Source organism: Pseudodesulfovibrio halophilus DSM 5663 (assembly GCF_059568665.1).
Map to the genome: position 1 here is coordinate 1 of NZ_JCANTV010000001.1, position 18,214 is coordinate 18,214.

At 59.7% G+C, this 18,214-nt stretch carries 17 protein-coding genes; 7 read left to right on the forward strand and 10 right to left on the reverse strand.

Going from position 1 to position 18,214, the window contains the following annotated elements:
* The 10 genes from BR24_RS00005 to rsmA form a co-directional block, all read right to left on the reverse strand.
* Window positions 1-1,130, reverse strand: a 1,130-nt coding sequence (locus BR24_RS00005) for a cadherin-like domain-containing protein (protein ID WP_496539461.1), incomplete at its 3' end; no start/stop codon positions are given.
* A 532-nt stretch (window positions 1,131-1,662) separates the two neighbouring features.
* On the reverse strand, window positions 1,663-2,631 hold the full coding sequence (cbiB, locus tag BR24_RS00010) for an adenosylcobinamide-phosphate synthase CbiB (protein WP_496539462.1): 969 nt from the start codon (window positions 2,629-2,631) through the stop codon (window positions 1,663-1,665).
* Window positions 2,632-2,676: 45 nt separating this feature from the next.
* Window positions 2,677-4,428, reverse strand: a complete 1,752-nt coding sequence (gene rpoD, locus BR24_RS00015; protein ID WP_496539463.1) for an RNA polymerase sigma factor RpoD — start codon at window positions 4,426-4,428, stop codon at window positions 2,677-2,679.
* Window positions 4,425-6,179: a DNA primase gene (gene dnaG / locus BR24_RS00020; protein WP_496539464.1), complete on the reverse strand. Its 1,755-nt coding sequence runs from the start codon at window positions 6,177-6,179 to the stop codon at window positions 4,425-4,427. Before dnaG ends, rpoD begins: the two co-directional genes overlap by 4 nt.
* Window positions 6,180-6,246: 67 nt before the next feature.
* Window positions 6,247-8,559, reverse strand: coding sequence for an endonuclease MutS2 (locus BR24_RS00025; RefSeq protein WP_496539465.1), 2,313 nt, complete (start codon window positions 8,557-8,559; stop codon window positions 6,247-6,249).
* Window positions 8,560-8,578: 19 nt separating this feature from the next.
* Complete coding sequence (locus tag BR24_RS00030; protein WP_496539466.1) at window positions 8,579-9,019, reverse strand: GatB/YqeY domain-containing protein; 441 nt, start codon at window positions 9,017-9,019, stop codon at window positions 8,579-8,581.
* A 2-nt stretch (window positions 9,020-9,021) separates the two neighbouring features.
* Window positions 9,022-9,222, reverse strand: a complete 201-nt coding sequence (rpsU, locus tag BR24_RS00035; protein WP_496539467.1) for a 30S ribosomal protein S21 — start codon at window positions 9,220-9,222, stop codon at window positions 9,022-9,024.
* A 159-nt stretch (window positions 9,223-9,381) separates the two neighbouring features.
* A complete protein-coding gene (locus BR24_RS00040) occupies window positions 9,382-9,555 on the reverse strand; it encodes a hypothetical protein (RefSeq protein ID WP_496539468.1) in 174 nt (57 codons plus the stop codon).
* A gap of 16 nt (window positions 9,556-9,571) precedes the next feature.
* Window positions 9,572-9,934, reverse strand: coding sequence for an HU family DNA-binding protein (locus tag BR24_RS00045; protein ID WP_496539469.1), 363 nt, complete (start codon window positions 9,932-9,934; stop codon window positions 9,572-9,574).
* A gap of 168 nt (window positions 9,935-10,102) precedes the next feature.
* Window positions 10,103-10,888, reverse strand: coding sequence for a 16S rRNA (adenine(1518)-N(6)/adenine(1519)-N(6))-dimethyltransferase RsmA (rsmA, locus tag BR24_RS00050; protein WP_496539470.1), 786 nt, complete (start codon window positions 10,886-10,888; stop codon window positions 10,103-10,105).
* 118 nt (window positions 10,889-11,006) lie between these two features.
* Here rsmA and BR24_RS00055 point away from each other — a divergent pair, with 118 nt between their 5' ends.
* From BR24_RS00055 to BR24_RS00085, 7 genes are all read left to right on the forward strand, one after another.
* Window positions 11,007-11,519, forward strand: a complete 513-nt coding sequence (locus BR24_RS00055) for an adenine phosphoribosyltransferase (protein ID WP_496539471.1) — start codon at window positions 11,007-11,009, stop codon at window positions 11,517-11,519.
* 13 nt (window positions 11,520-11,532) lie between these two features.
* Window positions 11,533-12,285, forward strand: coding sequence for an S-methyl-5'-thioadenosine phosphorylase (mtnP, locus tag BR24_RS00060; RefSeq protein ID WP_496539472.1), 753 nt, complete (start codon window positions 11,533-11,535; stop codon window positions 12,283-12,285).
* 5 nt (window positions 12,286-12,290) lie between these two features.
* Entirely contained in the window at window positions 12,291-13,616 is a 1,326-nt protein-coding gene (locus BR24_RS00065; RefSeq protein ID WP_496539473.1) for an amidohydrolase family protein, read from the forward strand.
* Between the two features lie 128 nt (window positions 13,617-13,744).
* Window positions 13,745-14,032 carry a PxxKW family cysteine-rich protein gene (locus BR24_RS00070; protein ID WP_496539474.1) on the forward strand — a complete coding sequence of 96 codons (288 nt, stop codon included), beginning with the start codon at window positions 13,745-13,747 and terminating at the stop codon, window positions 14,030-14,032.
* 119 nt (window positions 14,033-14,151) lie between these two features.
* A complete protein-coding gene (locus tag BR24_RS00075) occupies window positions 14,152-15,375 on the forward strand; it encodes a M20 family metallo-hydrolase (protein WP_496539475.1) in 1,224 nt (407 codons plus the stop codon).
* A gap of 6 nt (window positions 15,376-15,381) precedes the next feature.
* Entirely contained in the window at window positions 15,382-17,259 is a 1,878-nt protein-coding gene (gene mnmG, locus BR24_RS00080; protein ID WP_496539476.1) for a tRNA uridine-5-carboxymethylaminomethyl(34) synthesis enzyme MnmG, read from the forward strand.
* Window positions 17,260-17,365: 106 nt separating this feature from the next.
* Window positions 17,366-18,214 (forward strand): hemolysin family protein, encoded by an 849-nt coding sequence (locus BR24_RS00085; protein WP_496539477.1) that lies wholly within the window; start codon window positions 17,366-17,368, stop codon window positions 18,212-18,214.

Here is an 18,214-nt window from a genome sequence, read left to right on the forward strand (position 1 = left end):
GCCTCCACAGTGATATCGGCCGCGTCGTTGGTGCCGTTGACGGTAATTTGGAGCGTTTGGGTGCTTTCGCCCCCCGCTCCGTCGGAAACTATGTACTCGACCGAGAATGTTTCGCTCTGGCCCTCGGGAAGATAGTCGTAAGCTGCCGCGTTAACCGTGTAAGTACCATCCTGATTGAGCTCAAGTCCCGTCGGCGCGTTATCCGGGTCGGCAAGACGGAAGGAAAGCTCGTCCTGAGAATTGTCGATGTCTTCGGCGACGAGCCTGCCCGAAACCGAGCCATCCTCCTGCACGGAGGTAGAAGCTGCCTCGGGCACGGGAGCATCGTTAACCGGATTCACGATGACCGAACCGCCTCCATCTACCGAAAAAGCACCGTCACTCACGCTGAACTCAAGATCAAGCTCACCGTTGAAGTCGGCGTCGGGCTCGAAAAGCCATGCGCCTGCAGAAATCTGTGTCAGCGTCCCCCCGGAAACCGATACGGAAGTAACGCTCAACTCCGCCCCCGGATCAGGGTCGGTAACGACGGACAGAATATCCGCCTCGGTGATAACCTTTGAACCGTCTTCATCAAGCTCGACGGTAAGTCCGCCCGAGACACTCGGAGCAGTGACGTTTGTCTCGGCGGCAGCCGCCGCTGCGTCAACACCGGGAACGCCGCCCTCAGCCGCTTCATCTCCCGCGCCATCGGCTCCTGCGGCTCCCACTTCCTGAGGCCCGAGACCGGCAATGCCGCCATAAAGCGACCCGCTGTCATCCGAGTAGACTCCGGCACCACTGCCGCTTCCACCCGCTTCAGCCGCCGTCTCGATATCCTCCTGAGGATCTTCGATGTCCGAGAAGGCAAAAAGATATGCGTTGCCGGGGACCAGCTCTCCGCCGGCGAGTTCGAACACCGGGAACTGTCCCCCCTCATTAAGGAGAATGTAATCCTCAAAAACGATCGTGCCCTCGCCGTCAACACGGATGACAAGGTCGTTCCCGTTGCGTGAGAATACGGCATCAGTGACGTCGAATTCAAAAGAAACAAGCATGTCCGGAGACACGTTGTACGCCTGGGTACGGCCTTCGCCGGGCAGTGCGACCTGCAATCTTTGCATGTTCTGATCAGTTACGGTCTCGGGCATAGGGAAACTCCTTGGGAGTGACGTGTTGACGATCTATAGGTGTAACAGCTTTATTATTACACAGGCACGGCAGTGTCAAACATTATAGAGTCAAACATTCCATGCAGTTATGATGTTTAATCAAATTATAAACAAAAAGACTAACCACCTTAAATACAACAATAAAATCAAAAATCAATAAGAGGCAGTTATTTCCTATAGCAACATGTTTTCAACAGCTCTCTGTTTATAAAAATTGGTTGTATCTTGTGATTATTTCACCGATTAAAAGATTTTTAAGTCCACAATTAGTTGATTTTCCCGACTAATTTTAGATAATAAAAATCATTACTGTTAATAAGCCTGTACACAAAAAGGCTGTGCGCGAGACCCGAACTCAATATTTCTACGAGATGCGAAACGCGGAGGTCGGAAAATTCGATTCGCGCATTGTCAACTTGAAGCGGAGTCCGACAATGCCGGACGAAATATGCCTTTTGGCCGTGTGAAGGGTGCGAGACTGAAGCGGGGTTGGCGCGGTGGTCGGGAAGGTTTAGAAATTCAGAAACCAGTACACAAGAGGAATCATGAAAAGGACGAGGAAACACCAGGCGCCGGTTCTCCTGAGCAGATGCAGCAACTGGACTATCAGCGCGTGGTTCCAGTCACCAGAGCCGCCCATGAGGGGCTTCTGCGTGACCTTCCCGAAATAGGAGGTCGGACCTCCCATGCGGGCGCCCATGCTGATGGCGCACGCGGCCATGGGCCAGCCGGCATTGGGGCTTTCCATGCGCCGTGCCTGCTTCGTGACAGTGCGTATCGTGGCAAAGGGCTTTGAGCCGCCGGAAATCAGCACAAGCAGGAAGGCGCTCAACCTTGCCGGGACATAGTTGAGCGCGTCGTCCAGTCTTGCAGGAAACCGACCGAGGCTCCGAAACCGTTCGTTACGGTATCCCCACATGGAATCAAAAGTGTTCACCGACTTATAGAGCCACAAGCCAACCGGCCCGAGCAGGCACAGGTAGAACAAGGGAGCCACGAAACCGTCGCTGAAGTTCTCGGAGAGCGTTTCCGCCAACGATCGACGCATGTCGGCGGCATCCATATTGGAAGTGTCGCGACTCACCAAATAAGACAGACGCGTACGAGCCCCTTCGATCTCACCGTCATGCAGAAGTTTCTCCACATCGGCCCCTTCGTCCAGAAGACATCGGAGCGCCAGCCCCGAATACGCGAAGTAGACGGCCAGCACAAAACCGATCACCGGAATGGAAATCAAAAGGAAAACCGCTGCCGCGACGAGAGAGCACAGCAGGAGAGTGGCACACGCCCCGGCAACGATGAGCCCTTTTTCCGAACCGACCCTGCCCCTGATGGTCTTTTCGGCCTGGTCGATGGCCCACCCGAGCCCACGAACGGGATGATACAGCCATGCCGGATCTCCCAGCCGGGAATCGGCAAGGTATCCCAGCGCTATGGCAAGGGGGGAAAGCGCGGAAGTGAAGAGGGTTGCAAGCATCATGAAAAAAGCGGGGAAGGCGTCTTCCGCCTTCCCCGCTCGTGACGGCTAGTTTTCGAAATAGGACCGGAGCATGGCGCTGCGGACGGGATGCCGCAGTTTGCGAAGCGCCTTGGCCTCGATCTGCCTGATGCGTTCACGAGTGACATTGAACAGCTTGCCCACTTCCTCAAGCGTATGGTCGGACTTTTCACCGATGCCGAAACGCTTGCGAAGGACCTGTTCCTCACGCGGAGTCAGGTCGGAAAGCACGCTGGCTATCTGCTCGCCGAGCTTGGTGCAGACCACTTCCTCGGCGGGTGCGGCGGCCTTCTTGTCCTCGATGAAATCGCCGAGGCTGGAGTCTTCCTCGTCCCCGATGGGGGTTTCGAGGGAAATGGGTTCCTTGGCGATCTTGAGGACCTTCTTGACCTTGTCGAGCGGGTACTCCATACGTTCCGCGATCTCTTCCGGGGACGGGTCGCGACCGAGTTCCTGCACCAGGTACCGAGAGGTGCGGATGAGCTTGTTGATGGTCTCTATCATGTGCACCGGGATGCGGATCGTGCGGGCCTGGTCCGCGATGGCGCGGGTGATCGCCTGACGGATCCACCAGGTGGCGTAGGTGGAGAACTTGTATCCGCGCTGGTATTCAAACTTGTCCACGGCTTTCATCAGGCCGATGTTGCCTTCCTGAATCAGGTCCAGGAACTGCAGGCCGCGGTTGGTGTACTTCTTGGCAATGGACACCACGAGGCGCAGGTTGGCGCGAATCAGCTCCTGCTTGGCCTGCATGGCGGTGCGGTTGCCGTGCTTGATGCGCCAGAGCACTTCCTCGAGGTCGTGGACCGAGTGCTTGCACTTCTGCTGCAGGCGATCCATGATCTCGATCTTGCCCGCGAGCATCTCCTTGAAGGAGAAGAACTCTTCGACGGTCATGCCGAGCATGTCGGCCGCTTTGACCGGGTTCAACTCGCGGTCGTCGACCTGCTTGAAGATCTCCTTGATCTCGGCGCTGGTCTTGCCCACGGACAGAACGTATGCCGAGAGGTCGCGCTGACAGTTGTGCATCTGGCGCACGTAGTCGTTGACCGTCTCGATGATGCGGTCGATAAGCGTTTTCTCGAGCTTGATGTCACGCAGGCGTTCGACGATATCTTCCTTGTACTTGACGATATCCTGATACACTTCCTGCGCGCGTTTGTCGTTCGGGTCGCATTGTTCGAGCTGGTCGTACAGCTCCTGCTTTATGTCAAAGACATCGCTGATTTCGTTAAGGAGGTGGATGACCCGCTGACGCTGGTTCATCTCGTCTTCGGAGGGGTCGTCTTCCTCGATGGTCTTGACTACGTCCTTGAGCTTGACGGTGCCTTCTTCGAGGTCTTCGCCGACCTTGACCAACTCTTCGACGGCCACCGGCACTTCGATGAGCGCGTACAGCACATCCATCTCGCCGGACTCTATCTTCTTGGCGATGACGACTTCACCCTCACGGTCCAGAAGAGGCACGGCACCCATCTCGCGCAGATACATACGCACGGGGTCGGTGCTGCGGGAGGCGAGCTCCACGGGATCCTCTTCGCTCTCGCTGATGACGTTGGAGCTGTCCTCCGAGCTGTCTTCGCTGCTCTTGGCATCCTTGGGAGCGTCCACAATGGAAATGTTCATCTGCTCGAAAAGCGTGATGACCTCTTCCATCTGCTCCGGGGTGTTGGCATCGTTGGGCAGCGCGGCGTTCACCTCTTCAAAGGTGAGATGCCCCTTCTTCTTGCCCTTGGCGATGAGGGTTTTGATCTGCTGAATCTCTTTGATGTTGCTCATTGGTTCCTCCCCAGAAACTCCTGGTAAGCCCGCTGATACTGTTCCAAGAGCGCTCTATCGCCCTGCTCCTGCGCAAGGCGGATATTCTCTCTCAAATAACGCAGATAGGCCTTCTTTCGCGTTTCGTAGATCGAGTTGCAGATGAAGGACCATTCCTGCTGCAGCTCCTGACCGTTCAATGGGTTCTCCGCAAGCTGGTTGCGACACTGGATGAAAAAGCTCTTTTCTTCGGGGTTGAGCCGCGAGAGCATATCTTCGCCCGGCTGCATGACTCTGAGCTTTTCCCACAGTGCCCTGGCCCACTCGGTGGAGAGCACGGAATGCATCTCCTGCCCTTCAAGGTAGGGGATGTATTCCGGGTATTTGATGCAAAACGTCAAATATGTCCGATCGTTCCTGCTTTCCTTTTCCCGTGGCGCGGCCTTCGGTGCGGGCGACGGTGCGGAAGATGTGGCCGGCGCAGGCTCGTTGCGGCCCCGGGCCGGTGCCCTGTCTCCCGTAAACGTCCGCCTCAGCTCGGCCTCGGACAGACCGAGCCCTCCGGCCAGACGGGGCAGAAAAAACGCCGCCAAAGCGGGATCCTTCAGTTCCGAGAGAAAACTCCCGGCCCAGTCCATGATCTCGCGCGGCGAAAAGTCGTCGCGAAGGGTCTTCAGGCAGAAATCCAGCCCGTCCTTCGCATTGTCCAGACACTGTTCGAATCCGTCCCGTCCGTGTTCCTGCAGCACGTCGTCCACGTCTTTCCCTTCGGGGAGCAGCACCACACGGCACTTGGCTCCCTGCAACAGTATCATCCGGCTGCTCTTGAGCGCGGCCTTCCTGCCTGCGCCGTCCCCGTCAAAGACGAGATCGACCCGGTTGCACAGTCCGGCCAGCCGCTTGACCTGATCGGTCGTCAGCGCGGTTCCCAACACCCCGCAGGCGTCCTCATACCCGAACTGGTGCAGCGAAAGCACGTCCATGTAGCCTTCGGTGAGCAACGCCCTGCGGGTGCGGTTCATGGACCGCCGCGCCACGTCGAGGCCGTAGAGGTGCTCGCCCTTTTTGTATATGGGCGAATCACTGCTATTCAGGTACTTTGGTTCTCCATCTGTAATTATTCTGCCGCCGAATGCAATGACCCGACCCGAAAGATTTTTGATGGGGAAGATCAATCTCCCACGGAACCTGTCGTAAATATTGCCTTTCTGATTTTTCGACAAAAGTCCGGCTTCAACGCCGTCCTCGGGTTTTCTGCCCCTTCCCTTCAGAAAATTGTCCAATCCGTGCCAGTCGTCAGGGCTGTAGCCGAGGCCGAAACGCTCGATGATCTCTGGCGAGGTACCGCGACGCTGCAGATAGTCCCGTGCAGGCTGCCCCACGGCGTGCCCCAGACAGTTGTGGAAAAAATGCTGCGCCTCGTCGTGCATCTCCATCAGGAGTTTCTTGCGACGGCTGCGCTCAACATCCTGCTGGTTCTGGCGGTAGCCCTTGAGCTCCACCCCGGCCTCGGTGGCGAGCTGCTCAAGCGCGTCCCGAAATTCCAAGCCGTTGATGCGCATGTAGAAATCTATGACATCGCCGGACGCCTGGCACCCGAAACAATAAAAGAAACCTTCGTCCTCGTTCACGCTCATGGAGGGCTTGGTTTCCTGATGAAACGGGCACGCACCCATCCACCGGCCTGAAACGGGTTTCAGGTCCACGTAGCGGCGTACGATGTCCGCGATATTTATGCGGGCCTTGACGGCCTCGACAGCGCTGCGATCCACAAGCTCCCCAACAGGTTGGGGCCCGAGCCGCCCTTCGCTCGAAATCGGCGGGGGCGAATACGGGTCCTCAGGTAAGCAACACTTCCGTCATGCCGTCCCCTCCCTGATCTTCAGGCGCAAGCGAGAAGGAGGAAACCGCAGGATAATGCTTCAGAAAATCATGTACTTCACGACGCAAGGCACCGGTTCCGCGACCATGGACGATCTCCAGCCGTCCGGCGCCCTTGAGCAGGGCTTCGTCCAGAAAGCGGTCCAGTTCGGCAAGCGCCTCGTCCGCCCTTCGGCCACGAAGGTCCAGACGCAGGGTCACGAGCGAATCGGCAGGCTTCGCCTTGGGAGCGCGCCCCTTGCCGGAAGACGGCTTCGCCCCCCCGGAGGCGCCCGCAGGCTGAAGATGCTCGGCCTTGACCCACATGGCCACGCCGCCGACATCCACCTTGGCCTGCTTCTTTCGCTTATTGACCTCGACCACCTCGCCCTCGCGGTTCCAGGCGGTATAAGTGACCTTCATGCCGGGTTCGAGGTCATCGAATGAAAAAGCCTTCTCAACGGCCTCTTCCGCCTTGTCACCGGTGGAGACAAGCGTTTCGCGGGCATCTGCCAGCTTTTTCTGAGCCTGCTTGCGGCTGATGCGGTCCTGCTTCCATTGCCGGACAACATCCTGCGCCTGCCCTTGAATATCCTTGAGCAACCTGCCCTTGCGCTGCTCGAAGTCAGCCTCGAGCTTGTCATGCTTGTGCTGCATCTTGCGACGCACGGACTCGGCTTCGCGGATTTCCTTTTCACGCTCCACGGCCAGCTCGTTGAGCCGGTCAAGAACCGCGGTGGTGTCGGAACCGTCCATGAGCAGATAGCGTTCTGCACGTTCCAGAATCTCTTCCGGAAGCCCGTTCTCTTTGGCCACGTCCAGCGCGATGGATGCGCCCACCTGATCATAGGCCAGCTCGAAAAGCGGCTGTTTGGTGCGCGGGTCAAAGAGCACGCAGGCCGCACGGACGCCCTCGGTGGCCATGGCATAAGCCTTCAGTGCCGGAAAATGGGTGGCAACAACGGACATGGCCTCGCGTTCGAGCAGGCTGTCGATGACCGCCTGCGCCAGTGCGGCACCCTGCGTCGGATCAGTGCCCGCCCCGAATTCGTCGAGGATAAACAGCGTGTTTTCATCAACACTGTCCCACACGCGGCGGATGTAGGAAATCTGAGCCGTAAAGGTACTGACGCTCTCGTCGAGGCTCTGCTCATCCCCCATGACGACGAAGACGTTGCTCCACGGCGGCAGGACACTGCCCTCTTCCACTGGGACCGGAAGTCCGGAAAGCGCCATGAGCGCACACAGGCCGAGCGTCTTGAGGCACACGGTCTTGCCGCCCGCGTTGCCGCCACTGATGACGAGACTACGGGTAGTCTCCGTAAAAGAAATATTGAGCGGGTGCACATTGCCGCCCGTGGCGAGCAGCGGATGCCGCGCCCCCCTGAGAGTCGGTACGGCGCCTTCGCGAACGTCCACGGCCCGTCCGTCGAGCGCATCGCCGTAAGCCACCTTCGCCATGAGCACATCAAGCGCCACGAGACTGGTGTAGACGCCGAGGACGCCGTCGCGTTCGCGCCGCACGAGACCGGTCAGGTACCGAAGCACCTTGAGCTCTTCTTCCCGCTCTTCGCGCTTGAGTTCCTGAAGACGGTTGTTCATCTCCACGAGGAACATGGGCTCGAAATAACAGGTCTCGCCTGTCTGCGAGTAGTCGTGAATGATACCCTTGACGCGGCCCTTGAAGTTGGCCTTGAGCGGCATCACGTAACGGTCGGACGAAATGGTGATGAAGTCGTCCTGCAGCGCGTTGGAGAGATCCTCACTGAGCACGAAATCCTTGACCTTGCGGGTACAGCGCTGGTGGATGTTGCGGATTTCGCGGCGAACATCGGAAAGCTCGGGGCTGCTCTCGTCGCGGATTCGGCCGTCAGGGTCGAGGCAGCGGTTGATGCCGGACACGGCGGTCTGCGGCCACGGCGCGGAAAACAGCACGCGACCGAGTTCGTCCCAGCCGCGTTCCTCGAAGCCCTTGAGGGATTCGCGGACGGTCTCTGCCTGCCCAAAGACTATTCTCAGAGCGAACAGGTCGTCGTGATCGAGGTGCTCATGCTTGACGTCGAGGTTGGCGAACAGCCCGTCGAGACTCGGAAAAGCCGAAAGGCGAACCTGCGATTCGCCGATCCACAGCGCGGCTTGGCGCAGTTCACGGACGGACGCGGAGACGGCTTCGACATCCTTGAGCGGACGCACATCGAGACACGCTGCGGCTCCGGCTTCCGAAACGGCATACGTGGACAGCGTCTCCAGGACACGGTTGAATTCGAGGAGTCGTAATGATCTGGATTCCATAGAACCCGCAATTTGAGGATTAGGAGAGCTTCGCCTTGACGGCCTCGCTGGCAGCACGACCGTCGATCCGACCCTTGAAACGCTCGTTGAGCAGCTTCATGACCCGGCCCATGTCCTTCATGCCCTCTGCGCCGGTTTCGGCAACAAGGGCGTCGATCTCAGCGGAGAGTTCCTCGTCGGAAAGCCGCTGGGGGAGATATCCCTCAAGAACAGCAAGTTCGGCAGTCTCGCGATCGGCCAGATCGTCGCGTCCGGCCTTGGAATACTGTTCGATGGATTCGCGCCGCTGCTTGGCCTGCTTGAGAACGATATCAAGCACCTCCGCATCATCCGGCTCACGGCCGAACTCCACGGAGGCGTTCTTAATGGCCGTCTTGAGAAGCCTCAAGACGGCCACTTTAACTTCTTCTTTGGCCTTGTAGGCCGCTATGAAGTCCTTATTAATGCATTCGGAAAGCATAATTAGGACGATCTCATCTTGCGGAGCTTTTTGGCGAGACGCTTCTTCGCGGCAGCTTTTTTCTTCTTACGCTGCACGCTCGGCTTCTCGTAGTGCTGACGCTTCTTCAGTTCGGACAGGATTCCGCCCTTCTCCACCTGCTTTTTAAAGCGGCGCAGAGAAATGTCGAAGCTGTCACCATCATCAAGGTAAACACCCGGCAAGAAAATCACCTCCCTTTGTCGCCAACGGGGAATCCGAAGGCAAAGTCAAGAGAAGACTAATTACACACTGTTTCCCCGCTTGGCAAGGGAAGAATACACAAAAAAAGAGCCTGCCGCGCAAGGCGACAGGCTCCGTCTGGTCGTTTGGGATTCAGCGACCTAATGGTCGGGTTGATCCTTCACATCTTTCCAGGACTTGTAGAACGTCCAGGCCAGCCCGAGACCGATGATGCCCAGCACGGCGTACAGGACGCCGAAGAACACGAAATGATCGGGCATCCACCAGGGCAGGTCCTGCGGGAGCGGGCTGTGAACGGTTTCACCATGCAGCATGGTTATCCTCCAATGCCTACTTGACGGCTTCCTTCAGAATTTTGCCGGGGCGGAACTTGACCACCTTGGTGGCGGGAATCTTGATCTCGGCGCCGGAGCGGGGGTTGCGGCCCACGCGTTCCTTGCGTTCTTCCACCATGAAGGTGCCGAAACCGGTCAGGGTCAGCTTGCCGTCGCTCACCAGAGTGGACTCAACAGTCTCCAGAAAAGCGTTGAGAGCGCGTTCGGCATTGGCTTTGGTAAGATTGGACTTCTCAGCAATTTTCACAACCAACTCAGCCTTCGTCATCAGTCCTTCCTCCTCTAATGGTTCTGATACCTTTGGGGTCCGCCTGTCAGCGTCCGGAATAACAAGAAATTCCCTAACGCAGGCCCCCATTATTTACAACATTGGGGATCGCGGCCGATTCGGCCCTGAACAAGCAGAAAAATCACTCTGAATGTTACGAATGACGGGCATATCCGTCATCCGAGCAAGTCCCCTCCGCATCTAAAACAGATTTTTGACTGTTCCGTCAATAGGCAAACCGGGTTTTTTCGCCCGGAATCAAGAAAAAACAAGGGTCGAGAGCTCCCGGAACTGCTCGGGCGACAAATTTTCCGGCCGATCCGTCAGTTTGACGAAGCCGTTTCGGAACCATGCCTCAACCTCTTCATTCATTCTGGATTTCAATATGTTACCGAGCTGCTTCCGTCGTTTCTGAAAACAAAGCTTCAGCAGCTGCGCAAGTGCTTGCGGGTGTGACGGGCGCCGATCCGCGGAAAACGGAATAAATTCGACCACTGCGGAGTCCACCTTGGGTTTCGGACGGAAAACCGTTGGCGGCACCTTGAACAGATACCGGGTGCGGCTGAAGTTCCCCACCCACGCGGTGAGTCCGCCGTACTGCTTGCAGCCCGGCGAGGCCGTCAGCCTTGCCGCAACCTCGTGCTGAACCATGAACGCGCAGGCGCACTGCGTCTGGCTCACGATATCCCAGATGAGCTTGGATCCTATATTGTACGGAAGGTTCCCCGCCACGATCCAATCCGACTCGAGCTCGGCCCATGGATACCGGAGCGCATCCGTGCGCACCACGTCAAGCTCGGGAAACTCGTCCTCCAGCCTGTCGGCGAGATCCTCGTCCCGCTCCAGCACGCGGTAGTCGTCAAAATCGCATTCGGCCACGAAACGCGTAATGGCACCCTTGCCCGGGCCGATCTCCAGCACCCGCTCGCCGGGCAGCCCACAGACCGCATCGGCGATGCGCCTGCATGTATTCTCGTCCACCAGAAAATTCTGGCCGAGACTTTTCTTGGCTCTGTGGCCGTCGCTGGACATATTCATCTCCATGGTTGCCCGACTGTCGGAAACGAGTTGCACTACATCAAAGCGCCGCGCCGATCAACCAATTGACACGGGCCCTTGCGGGAACGTACTCAATCGGGACATTATTTCAAGGAGGAGAACCATGGATCTGCGTTCCCACATCCGCGACATTCCCAACTACCCCAAAGAGGGAATCGTCTTTTTCGACATCACTCCGATGCTCGCCGATCCCAACGCATTCCGCCACACGGTGGACTGTCTCGCAGAGAAGTTCAAGGACTGCGGCGCCACCAAGATTGTCGCCGCCGAGGCGCGAGGCTTCATCTTCGGCGCGCCGCTGGCCTACAGGATGGGCATAGGCTTTGTCCCGGTCCGCAAGCCCGGCAAGCTGCCCTACGAGACCACCTGCGTGACATACGATCTGGAATACGGCACCGACACGCTCTGCATGCACGCCGACGCCCTTGAAGAGGGCGAGAAGGTTCTGGTCATCGACGACCTGCTGGCTACCGGCGGCACCGCTCAGGGCATGGTCAAGCTCGTGGAAGACGCCGGCGCGGACATCGTCGGCATCGGCTTCGTGGTTCAGCTCGGCTTCCTCGACGGCGAGAAGAAGCTCGAAGGCCACGACTTCTGCAATCTCATCATGCTCTAGACAAGGCGGGATCATGGTCAAGATAGGCATCATCGGCGGCAGCGGACTGGACAACCCGGACATCATCGAGGGGGCCTCGGACCTTCAGGCTGAGACCGCCTTCGGCCCGCCCAGTTCGCCCCTCAAGGTCGGCACCATCGCCGGAAACGAGGTAGCCATCATCGCCCGCCACGGCAGGGAACATACCATCCCTCCCCACGCCGTGAACCACCGGGCCAACATCCTCGCCCTCAAGGACTGGGGCGCGGACATGATCATCGCCACCACGGCATGCGGTTCGCTGCGCGAGGAGATCGACCGCGGCCACTTGGTGATCCTCGACCAGTTCATCGACTTCACCCGCCGCCCCGGCAACTCCTTTCATCACCGCTTCGAGCCGCACGGCGCGGTGCATACCGCCATGGCGGAACCGTTCGACGAGACGCTGCGCGCCAAGCTCGTGGCAGCCTGCGAAAGCGGCAGCCTCGACTACCACTCCACGGGCACGGTCATCACCATCGAGGGCGCCCGCTTTTCCACCCGCGCGGAATCCAACATGTTCCGCATGTGGGGCGCGGACGTCATCAACATGAGCGTGGCTCCGGAATGTGCACTGGCCAACGAAGCCGGGGTACCTTACGCCGCCGTTGCAATGAGCACCGACTACGACTGCTGGAAGACCGACGAGGCCCCCGTCACATGGGACGACATCCTCGAAGTGTTCAAAGGGAACGTGGAAAAGGTCACGGCGGTGCTCATAAACACCATAGGCAGCCTGGACGGGTAATCGACATGACGCCTGAACGCGCGACAAACCAATGCGATCTGCTGGTGTGCGCGGACATGGCTTTTCTGGACGGCCGCGTCGTGCACGACGCGGCCGTTGCCGTTTGCGGCGGAACGATCATGGCCTGCGGCGACCGGGGCGACCTCACCGAACGATTCGGAGCAAAGGAAACACTCCGCCTCAGGGATGCGTTTCTTCTGCCCGGGCTGATCAACGCACACACCCACCTGCCCATGACGCTGCTCAGGGGAGTGGGTGATGACCGGCCGCTCCTGCAATGGCTGCGGGAAGACATCTGGCCCGTGGAGGGCAGGCTTACGCCGGAGCTGCTGCGGCTCGGAGCCGCGCTTGGCTGCGCCGAGATGATCCGCACCGGCTGCACGGCCTTCATGAACGGATACTTTCGCGAGGAGAACACCGGCCGCGCCGCGCACGACGCGGGCGTTCGGGCGGTACTCGGAGAAGGCTTCTTCGGCTTCCCCTCCCCCATGTTTCCCGACGCCGAGTCCTGCTGGGCGACGCTGAAGCAGCTTCGGCGGCAATACTCCGGCCATCCGCGCATCCGCACCTCGGTTGCGCCGCACGCCGTCTTCACGGTGGGCCCGGACGACCTCACGGCCAGCCACGCTCTGGCAGCCGAATTCGACCTGCCGTGGCAGATACACCTCGCCGAATCCCCGGAAGAGACCGCGACCTGTATCGAAAAGTATGGCAAGCGCCCTGTGGAGGTGCTGGACTCGCTGGGTATCCTCGACCACCGCTGCACTTTGCATCATTGCGTGGACGTGACGGACGAGGAGATCGAGCGGCTGTCCGCGACAGGGGCAAAGGTCGTTCACAATCCCGCCTCCAACATGAAGCTGGCTTCCGGCATCGCCCCGATCCAGAGGATGCTGGACGCAGGCGTGACGGTCGGCCTCGGCACGGACGGAGCCGCGAGCAACAACCAGCTGAACATGTTTCGCGAAATGGGCCTCGCGGCGCTGGGCGGCAAGGTTCGCGACCACGACGCCCGGGCCGTATCCGCCGCCGACGCTCTGAACATGGCCACTGAAGGATCGGCGCAGTGCCTTCGCTGGCCGGAGCTCGGGACGCTCGCCCCGGGACATCCTGCGGACATGTGCGCGCTGGATCTTGCCGCGCCCAACATGCTGCCGATGAACGACCCTGTCTCACATGCGGCCTACGCGGCTACGGGGCACGAAGTGCGCATGACCATGTGCGAGGGGCGCGTGCTGTATCTCGACGGCGATTTTCGCACATTGGACATCAAGGGCCTGAAAACCGAGGCAGACAAGGCACGACGGTGGATTTCATCCCTTCGCCGTTAAAAAATTTCCGGGAAAATGCTTGACAATTCTAGTTGATCACGCATATCCGAATCGTCTTTGACGTTACCGATACAATCATCTGCCGAACGGGCATCCGTCGAGCCGATTATTTTTAGGAGGATACACCAATGGCCAAGAAAGCAATTGCCGCCACTCTCGATGGCGCCGTCATGACCGATGAAGGTCTGAGCTACAAGGGAGTCATCCTTGAGCCCATCGTTGAACAGTGCGAAGGCTGCGAGCGCGTCATTCCCTTCGAAGACGCCAAATACTGTCCCGCTTACGCCCAGCCTGCACGCAAGTGGGCCCACGGCGTGTGCAACTTCGCCACGCACGTCCGCGCCGGCGTGGACAAGGAAGGCAAGGTCAAGGTCAACCCGCTGAAGGCTTCCAAGCGCGCCGCACGCGGCCGCTAGGCTACAGGCCGGACGGATGCACGGCGGGCCCGATCCCGCCGAGCCGGTTTTGCCAATATCGGCGCGGTGCTTTGTCGCCGCGCCGTTTTTCTGTTTGCAGCAACAAGAGAGCCGACCGCATGAAGACCATCCTTACAGCCATCGACGGCATGACCGAAACCGTGGTGGACATCCAGACCGAACTGGTCTCCCGCCCCGCCCTCTCGCCCGACAACAACGGCACCGGAGAGCGTGAAAAGGCCGACTGGATCATCGGTAAACTGCGCGAAATGGGCGTGAGCGATATCCGCGAATTCAACGCCCCCGACGAACGGACTCCCTGTGGGCACCGCCCCAACGTGGCTGCGGTCATTCCGGGCCGGGACACGTCGCGCACTTTCTGGGTCATCGCCCACATGGACGTGGTTCCCGCGGGCGACGACAGCCTATGGGACTCGGACCCGTGGACGCTCAGGCGCGACGGCGACACCATCATCGGTCGCGGCGTGGAGGACAACCATCAGGGCCTCGTCTCCGGCATGCTTGCGGCAAAGGCAATCCTCGAAGCCGGGAAAACGCCCGAAATGAACTTCGGCCTGCTCATGGTGGCCGACGAGGAGACCGGTAACGAATACGGCCTGAGCTACATCGCGAAAAACCATCTGGACCTTTTCGGCGACAATGATCTGGTGCTCGTGCCCGACTTCGGCAGCCCGGACTCGTCCCTTGCGGAAGTGGCCGAAAAGAGCATGTTCTGGCTCAAGGTCACCGTGGACGGCAAACAGTGCCACGCCTCGACTCCCGATGACGGCCTCAACGCCATGGTCGCAGCCTCGGATCTCGTGGTGCGCATCAGCCGCCTCAAGGACGAGTTCGACGACACCGACGACCTTTTCGATCCGGCACGCTCCACATTCGAACCCACCAAACGCGAAGCCAACGTGGAGAACGTCAACACCATCCCGGGCCGCGACGTATTTTATGTGGACGCCCGCGTGCTGCCGACCTACGACCTCGACAAAATCATCGGCAGGATTGGCGAAATGGGCAATGAGGTGGAAGCAGAGTACGGCTGCTCCGTGAGCGTGGAAACCGTCATGCGCGAGCAGGCGGCTCCCCCGACTCCGGTGGACGCGGAAATCGTGCAGCGCGTGGGACGCGGCGTAAAGGCCGTCACCGGGCTGGACATCAAGCCCACCGGCATCGGCGGCGGCACCGTGGCCGCCCAGCTCAGACACCGCGGCGTCGACGCCCTCGTCTGGTCCACGCTCAACCATTTCGCGCATCAGCCCAACGAGCAGGCATCAATAGCCAACACCATCTCGGACGCCAAGGTCATGACGCACGTGCTGCTGGAGAAATAAAGACTCATGAAACCCGCTTTTCCGGACATATTCGACGCCATCGTGGTGGGCGCTGGCCATGCGGGCTGCGAGGCCGCCATGGCCCTGGCGCGCATGGGACGCAGCACCCTGCTGCTGACCATGAACGTTGACCACATCGGCCAGCTCTCCTGCAATCCCGCCATCGGCGGGCTTGCCAAGGGGCACATGGTCCGGGAAATCGACGCGCTCGGCGGCATGATGGGCCTCTGGGCCGACGCCGCCGGCATCCAGTTCCGCACGCTCAACACCCGAAAGGGCCCGGCGGTGCGCGCCACCCGCGCCCAGATCGACCGTGACGAATACATGCGCGTAGTCAAGCGCGACATCTTCTCGCAGCAGTCGCTCTGGGTCTGGCAGGACACCGCCGAATCGCTCCTCGTGGAGGACGGTCGCTGCGCCGGCGTCACCACTCGTCTGGGCGAGACCTTCAAGGCCCGCAACGTAATGCTGACCACCGGCACCTTCCTGCGCGGCCTGTTGCACGTGGGCCTGAGCAACTTCTCGGGCGGCAGGCTCGGCGACCCGTCGGCCGAAGGCATCTCTGGCAGCCTGAGCGAGCTCGGCTTCGAGCTGGGGCGGCTGAAGACCGGCACCACGCCCCGGCTGTTGAAGGACTCCGTGGACTTCGGCAAGATGGAGGTCCAGCCCGGAGACGACCCGCCGCCGCCCTTCAGCTTCCGCACCTCGCACATCCCCATGCCGCAGCTGCCGTGCCACATGACGTGGACCAACGAGGACGCGCACGAGGCCATCCGTTCCGGTTTCGAGCGCTCGCCCATGTTCACCGGCGTCATCGAAGGCACAGGCGCGCGGTACTGTCCTTCCATCGAGGACAAGGTAGCCCGGTTCCCGGACAAGGAAAGGCACCAGATTTTCGTGGAACCCGAAGGACTGAACCATCCGGAAGTCTACCCCAACGGCATCCCCACTTCGCTGCCGCTGGACGTGCAGAAACGGATGATCAACGCCTGCGTCGGCCTTGAGAACGCCCAGATCGTCCGTCCGGGCTACGCCATCGAATACGATTACATTCCCCCGACGCAATTGCTGCCCACTCTCGAGTCCAAGCCGCTGCCGGGTCTTTGGTGCGCCGGGCAGATCAACGGCACCTCCGGATACGAAGAAGCCGCCGCGCAAGGGCTGTGGGCAGCCATGAACATTCAGGCGGACATCGAAGGGATGGAACCGTTTCTCCTCGGGCGTGATCAGGCCTACATGGCCGTTCTCGTGGACGATCTGGTAACCAAGGGCACCAAGGAGCCGTACCGGATGTTCACCTCAAGAGCCGAGCACCGCCTGCTGCTTCGCGAAGGCAATGCCGACCAGCGGCTCACGGAAACAGGCCGCAGCTTCGGCCTTGTAGACGACGAGCACTGGAATCTTTTCAGCCGTAAACGGGAACAGATCGACAAGCTCTTGCGGGCCATGCACGAAACCGGCGTCAAACCGGACCGTGAAACCCGCGAGACGCTCGAAGGCATCGGCGCCTCGGTGCCCGGCAAAATGGTGGAGCTGGCCTCCATCCTCCGGCAGCCGCAGGTGAACGTCCGCGACCTCGCCCCGCTGCTGTCCATGGTGGAACAGTGCGACGAGGCCGTGCTCGATGAAGTGACCACGGAGATCCGCTACGAAGGCTACCTGCAACGCCAGAAAGAACTTGTAGAGCGTTTCCGGGAACTTGAAAACCTCTCCATCCCCGAGGGCATGGATTATTCACACGTGGCAGGGCTTACCCGTGAAGCCGTGGAGAAGCTCGGAGCCATCCGTCCCATGACCCTTGGTCAGGCGTCGCGCATTTCCGGCATCACCCCCGCCACCATCTCCTGTCTCGAAGTGTACATGAAAAAAGCGGGACTTCTGTAAGTCTCCGTTGACAGACGGTTTTCCGGTGAATACATATTGAAGTCAAAATTGGCCGCCCGTGTCACTGACGCGGGCCTCGTTCCCAACCGCAAAAAGGAGACCCGCCTTGGAAGACGGCTCTGACAGTCCTTTGCGATCCTTCTTCAAGTCGATCTTCAACAAAAACGGCCACGACCTCGAAGACCACATACTCGAAGCGCGCGAAGAAGGCGAAATCGAGGGCGAGGAAGTGTCCATGCTTCTCAACATCCTCGAGCTCGACAGCAGAAAGGTCACGGAAGTCCTTGTTCCGCGAATGGACATGACCTGCGTCGAGGCCGCAAGCACCGTGGCGGAAGCCGCCGCCGCGATCGTTAAACAGGGCAACCATTCCCGCATCCCCGTCTATCACGAGACACGGGACCACATAGTCGGCGTGGTGCACGCCAAGGACCTGCTCCCTCCGCTCATGGAGGGCGACGGCCGTTTTCCCATTTCGGACATCATGCGCCCGGCCCTTTTCGTGCCGGAAGAGACGCAGCTCGACGAGATGCTCAGCCTTTTCAAGAAGGAAAAGGTTCATATCGCCGTGGTTCACGACCATTACGGCGGCACCTCGGGCATCGTGACCATGGCCGACATCCTTGAGGAAATCGTGGGTGAAATGGCTGACGAGCACGAAGCCGAACGCCCTGACGAGATCGAATACACCGAGGACGGCGCCCTGCTGGTGGCGGGGAAAGTTCCCCTCGAAGACGTCTGCGAACTCTGCGCGGTCCACATCGAATCCGAACACGTGGACAGCATCGGCGGCTATCTCGCCGCGCTGGCCGGACATATCCCGAGCCCGGGCGAACATTTCGACCTGGAAAACCGCCGGTTCACCATAATGGCGGCTGACGAACGGCATATCATCCTCATACGCATCGACTCTCTCGAACAAGAGGGAGAAGAAACACAGCAGGTCGAAGACTGA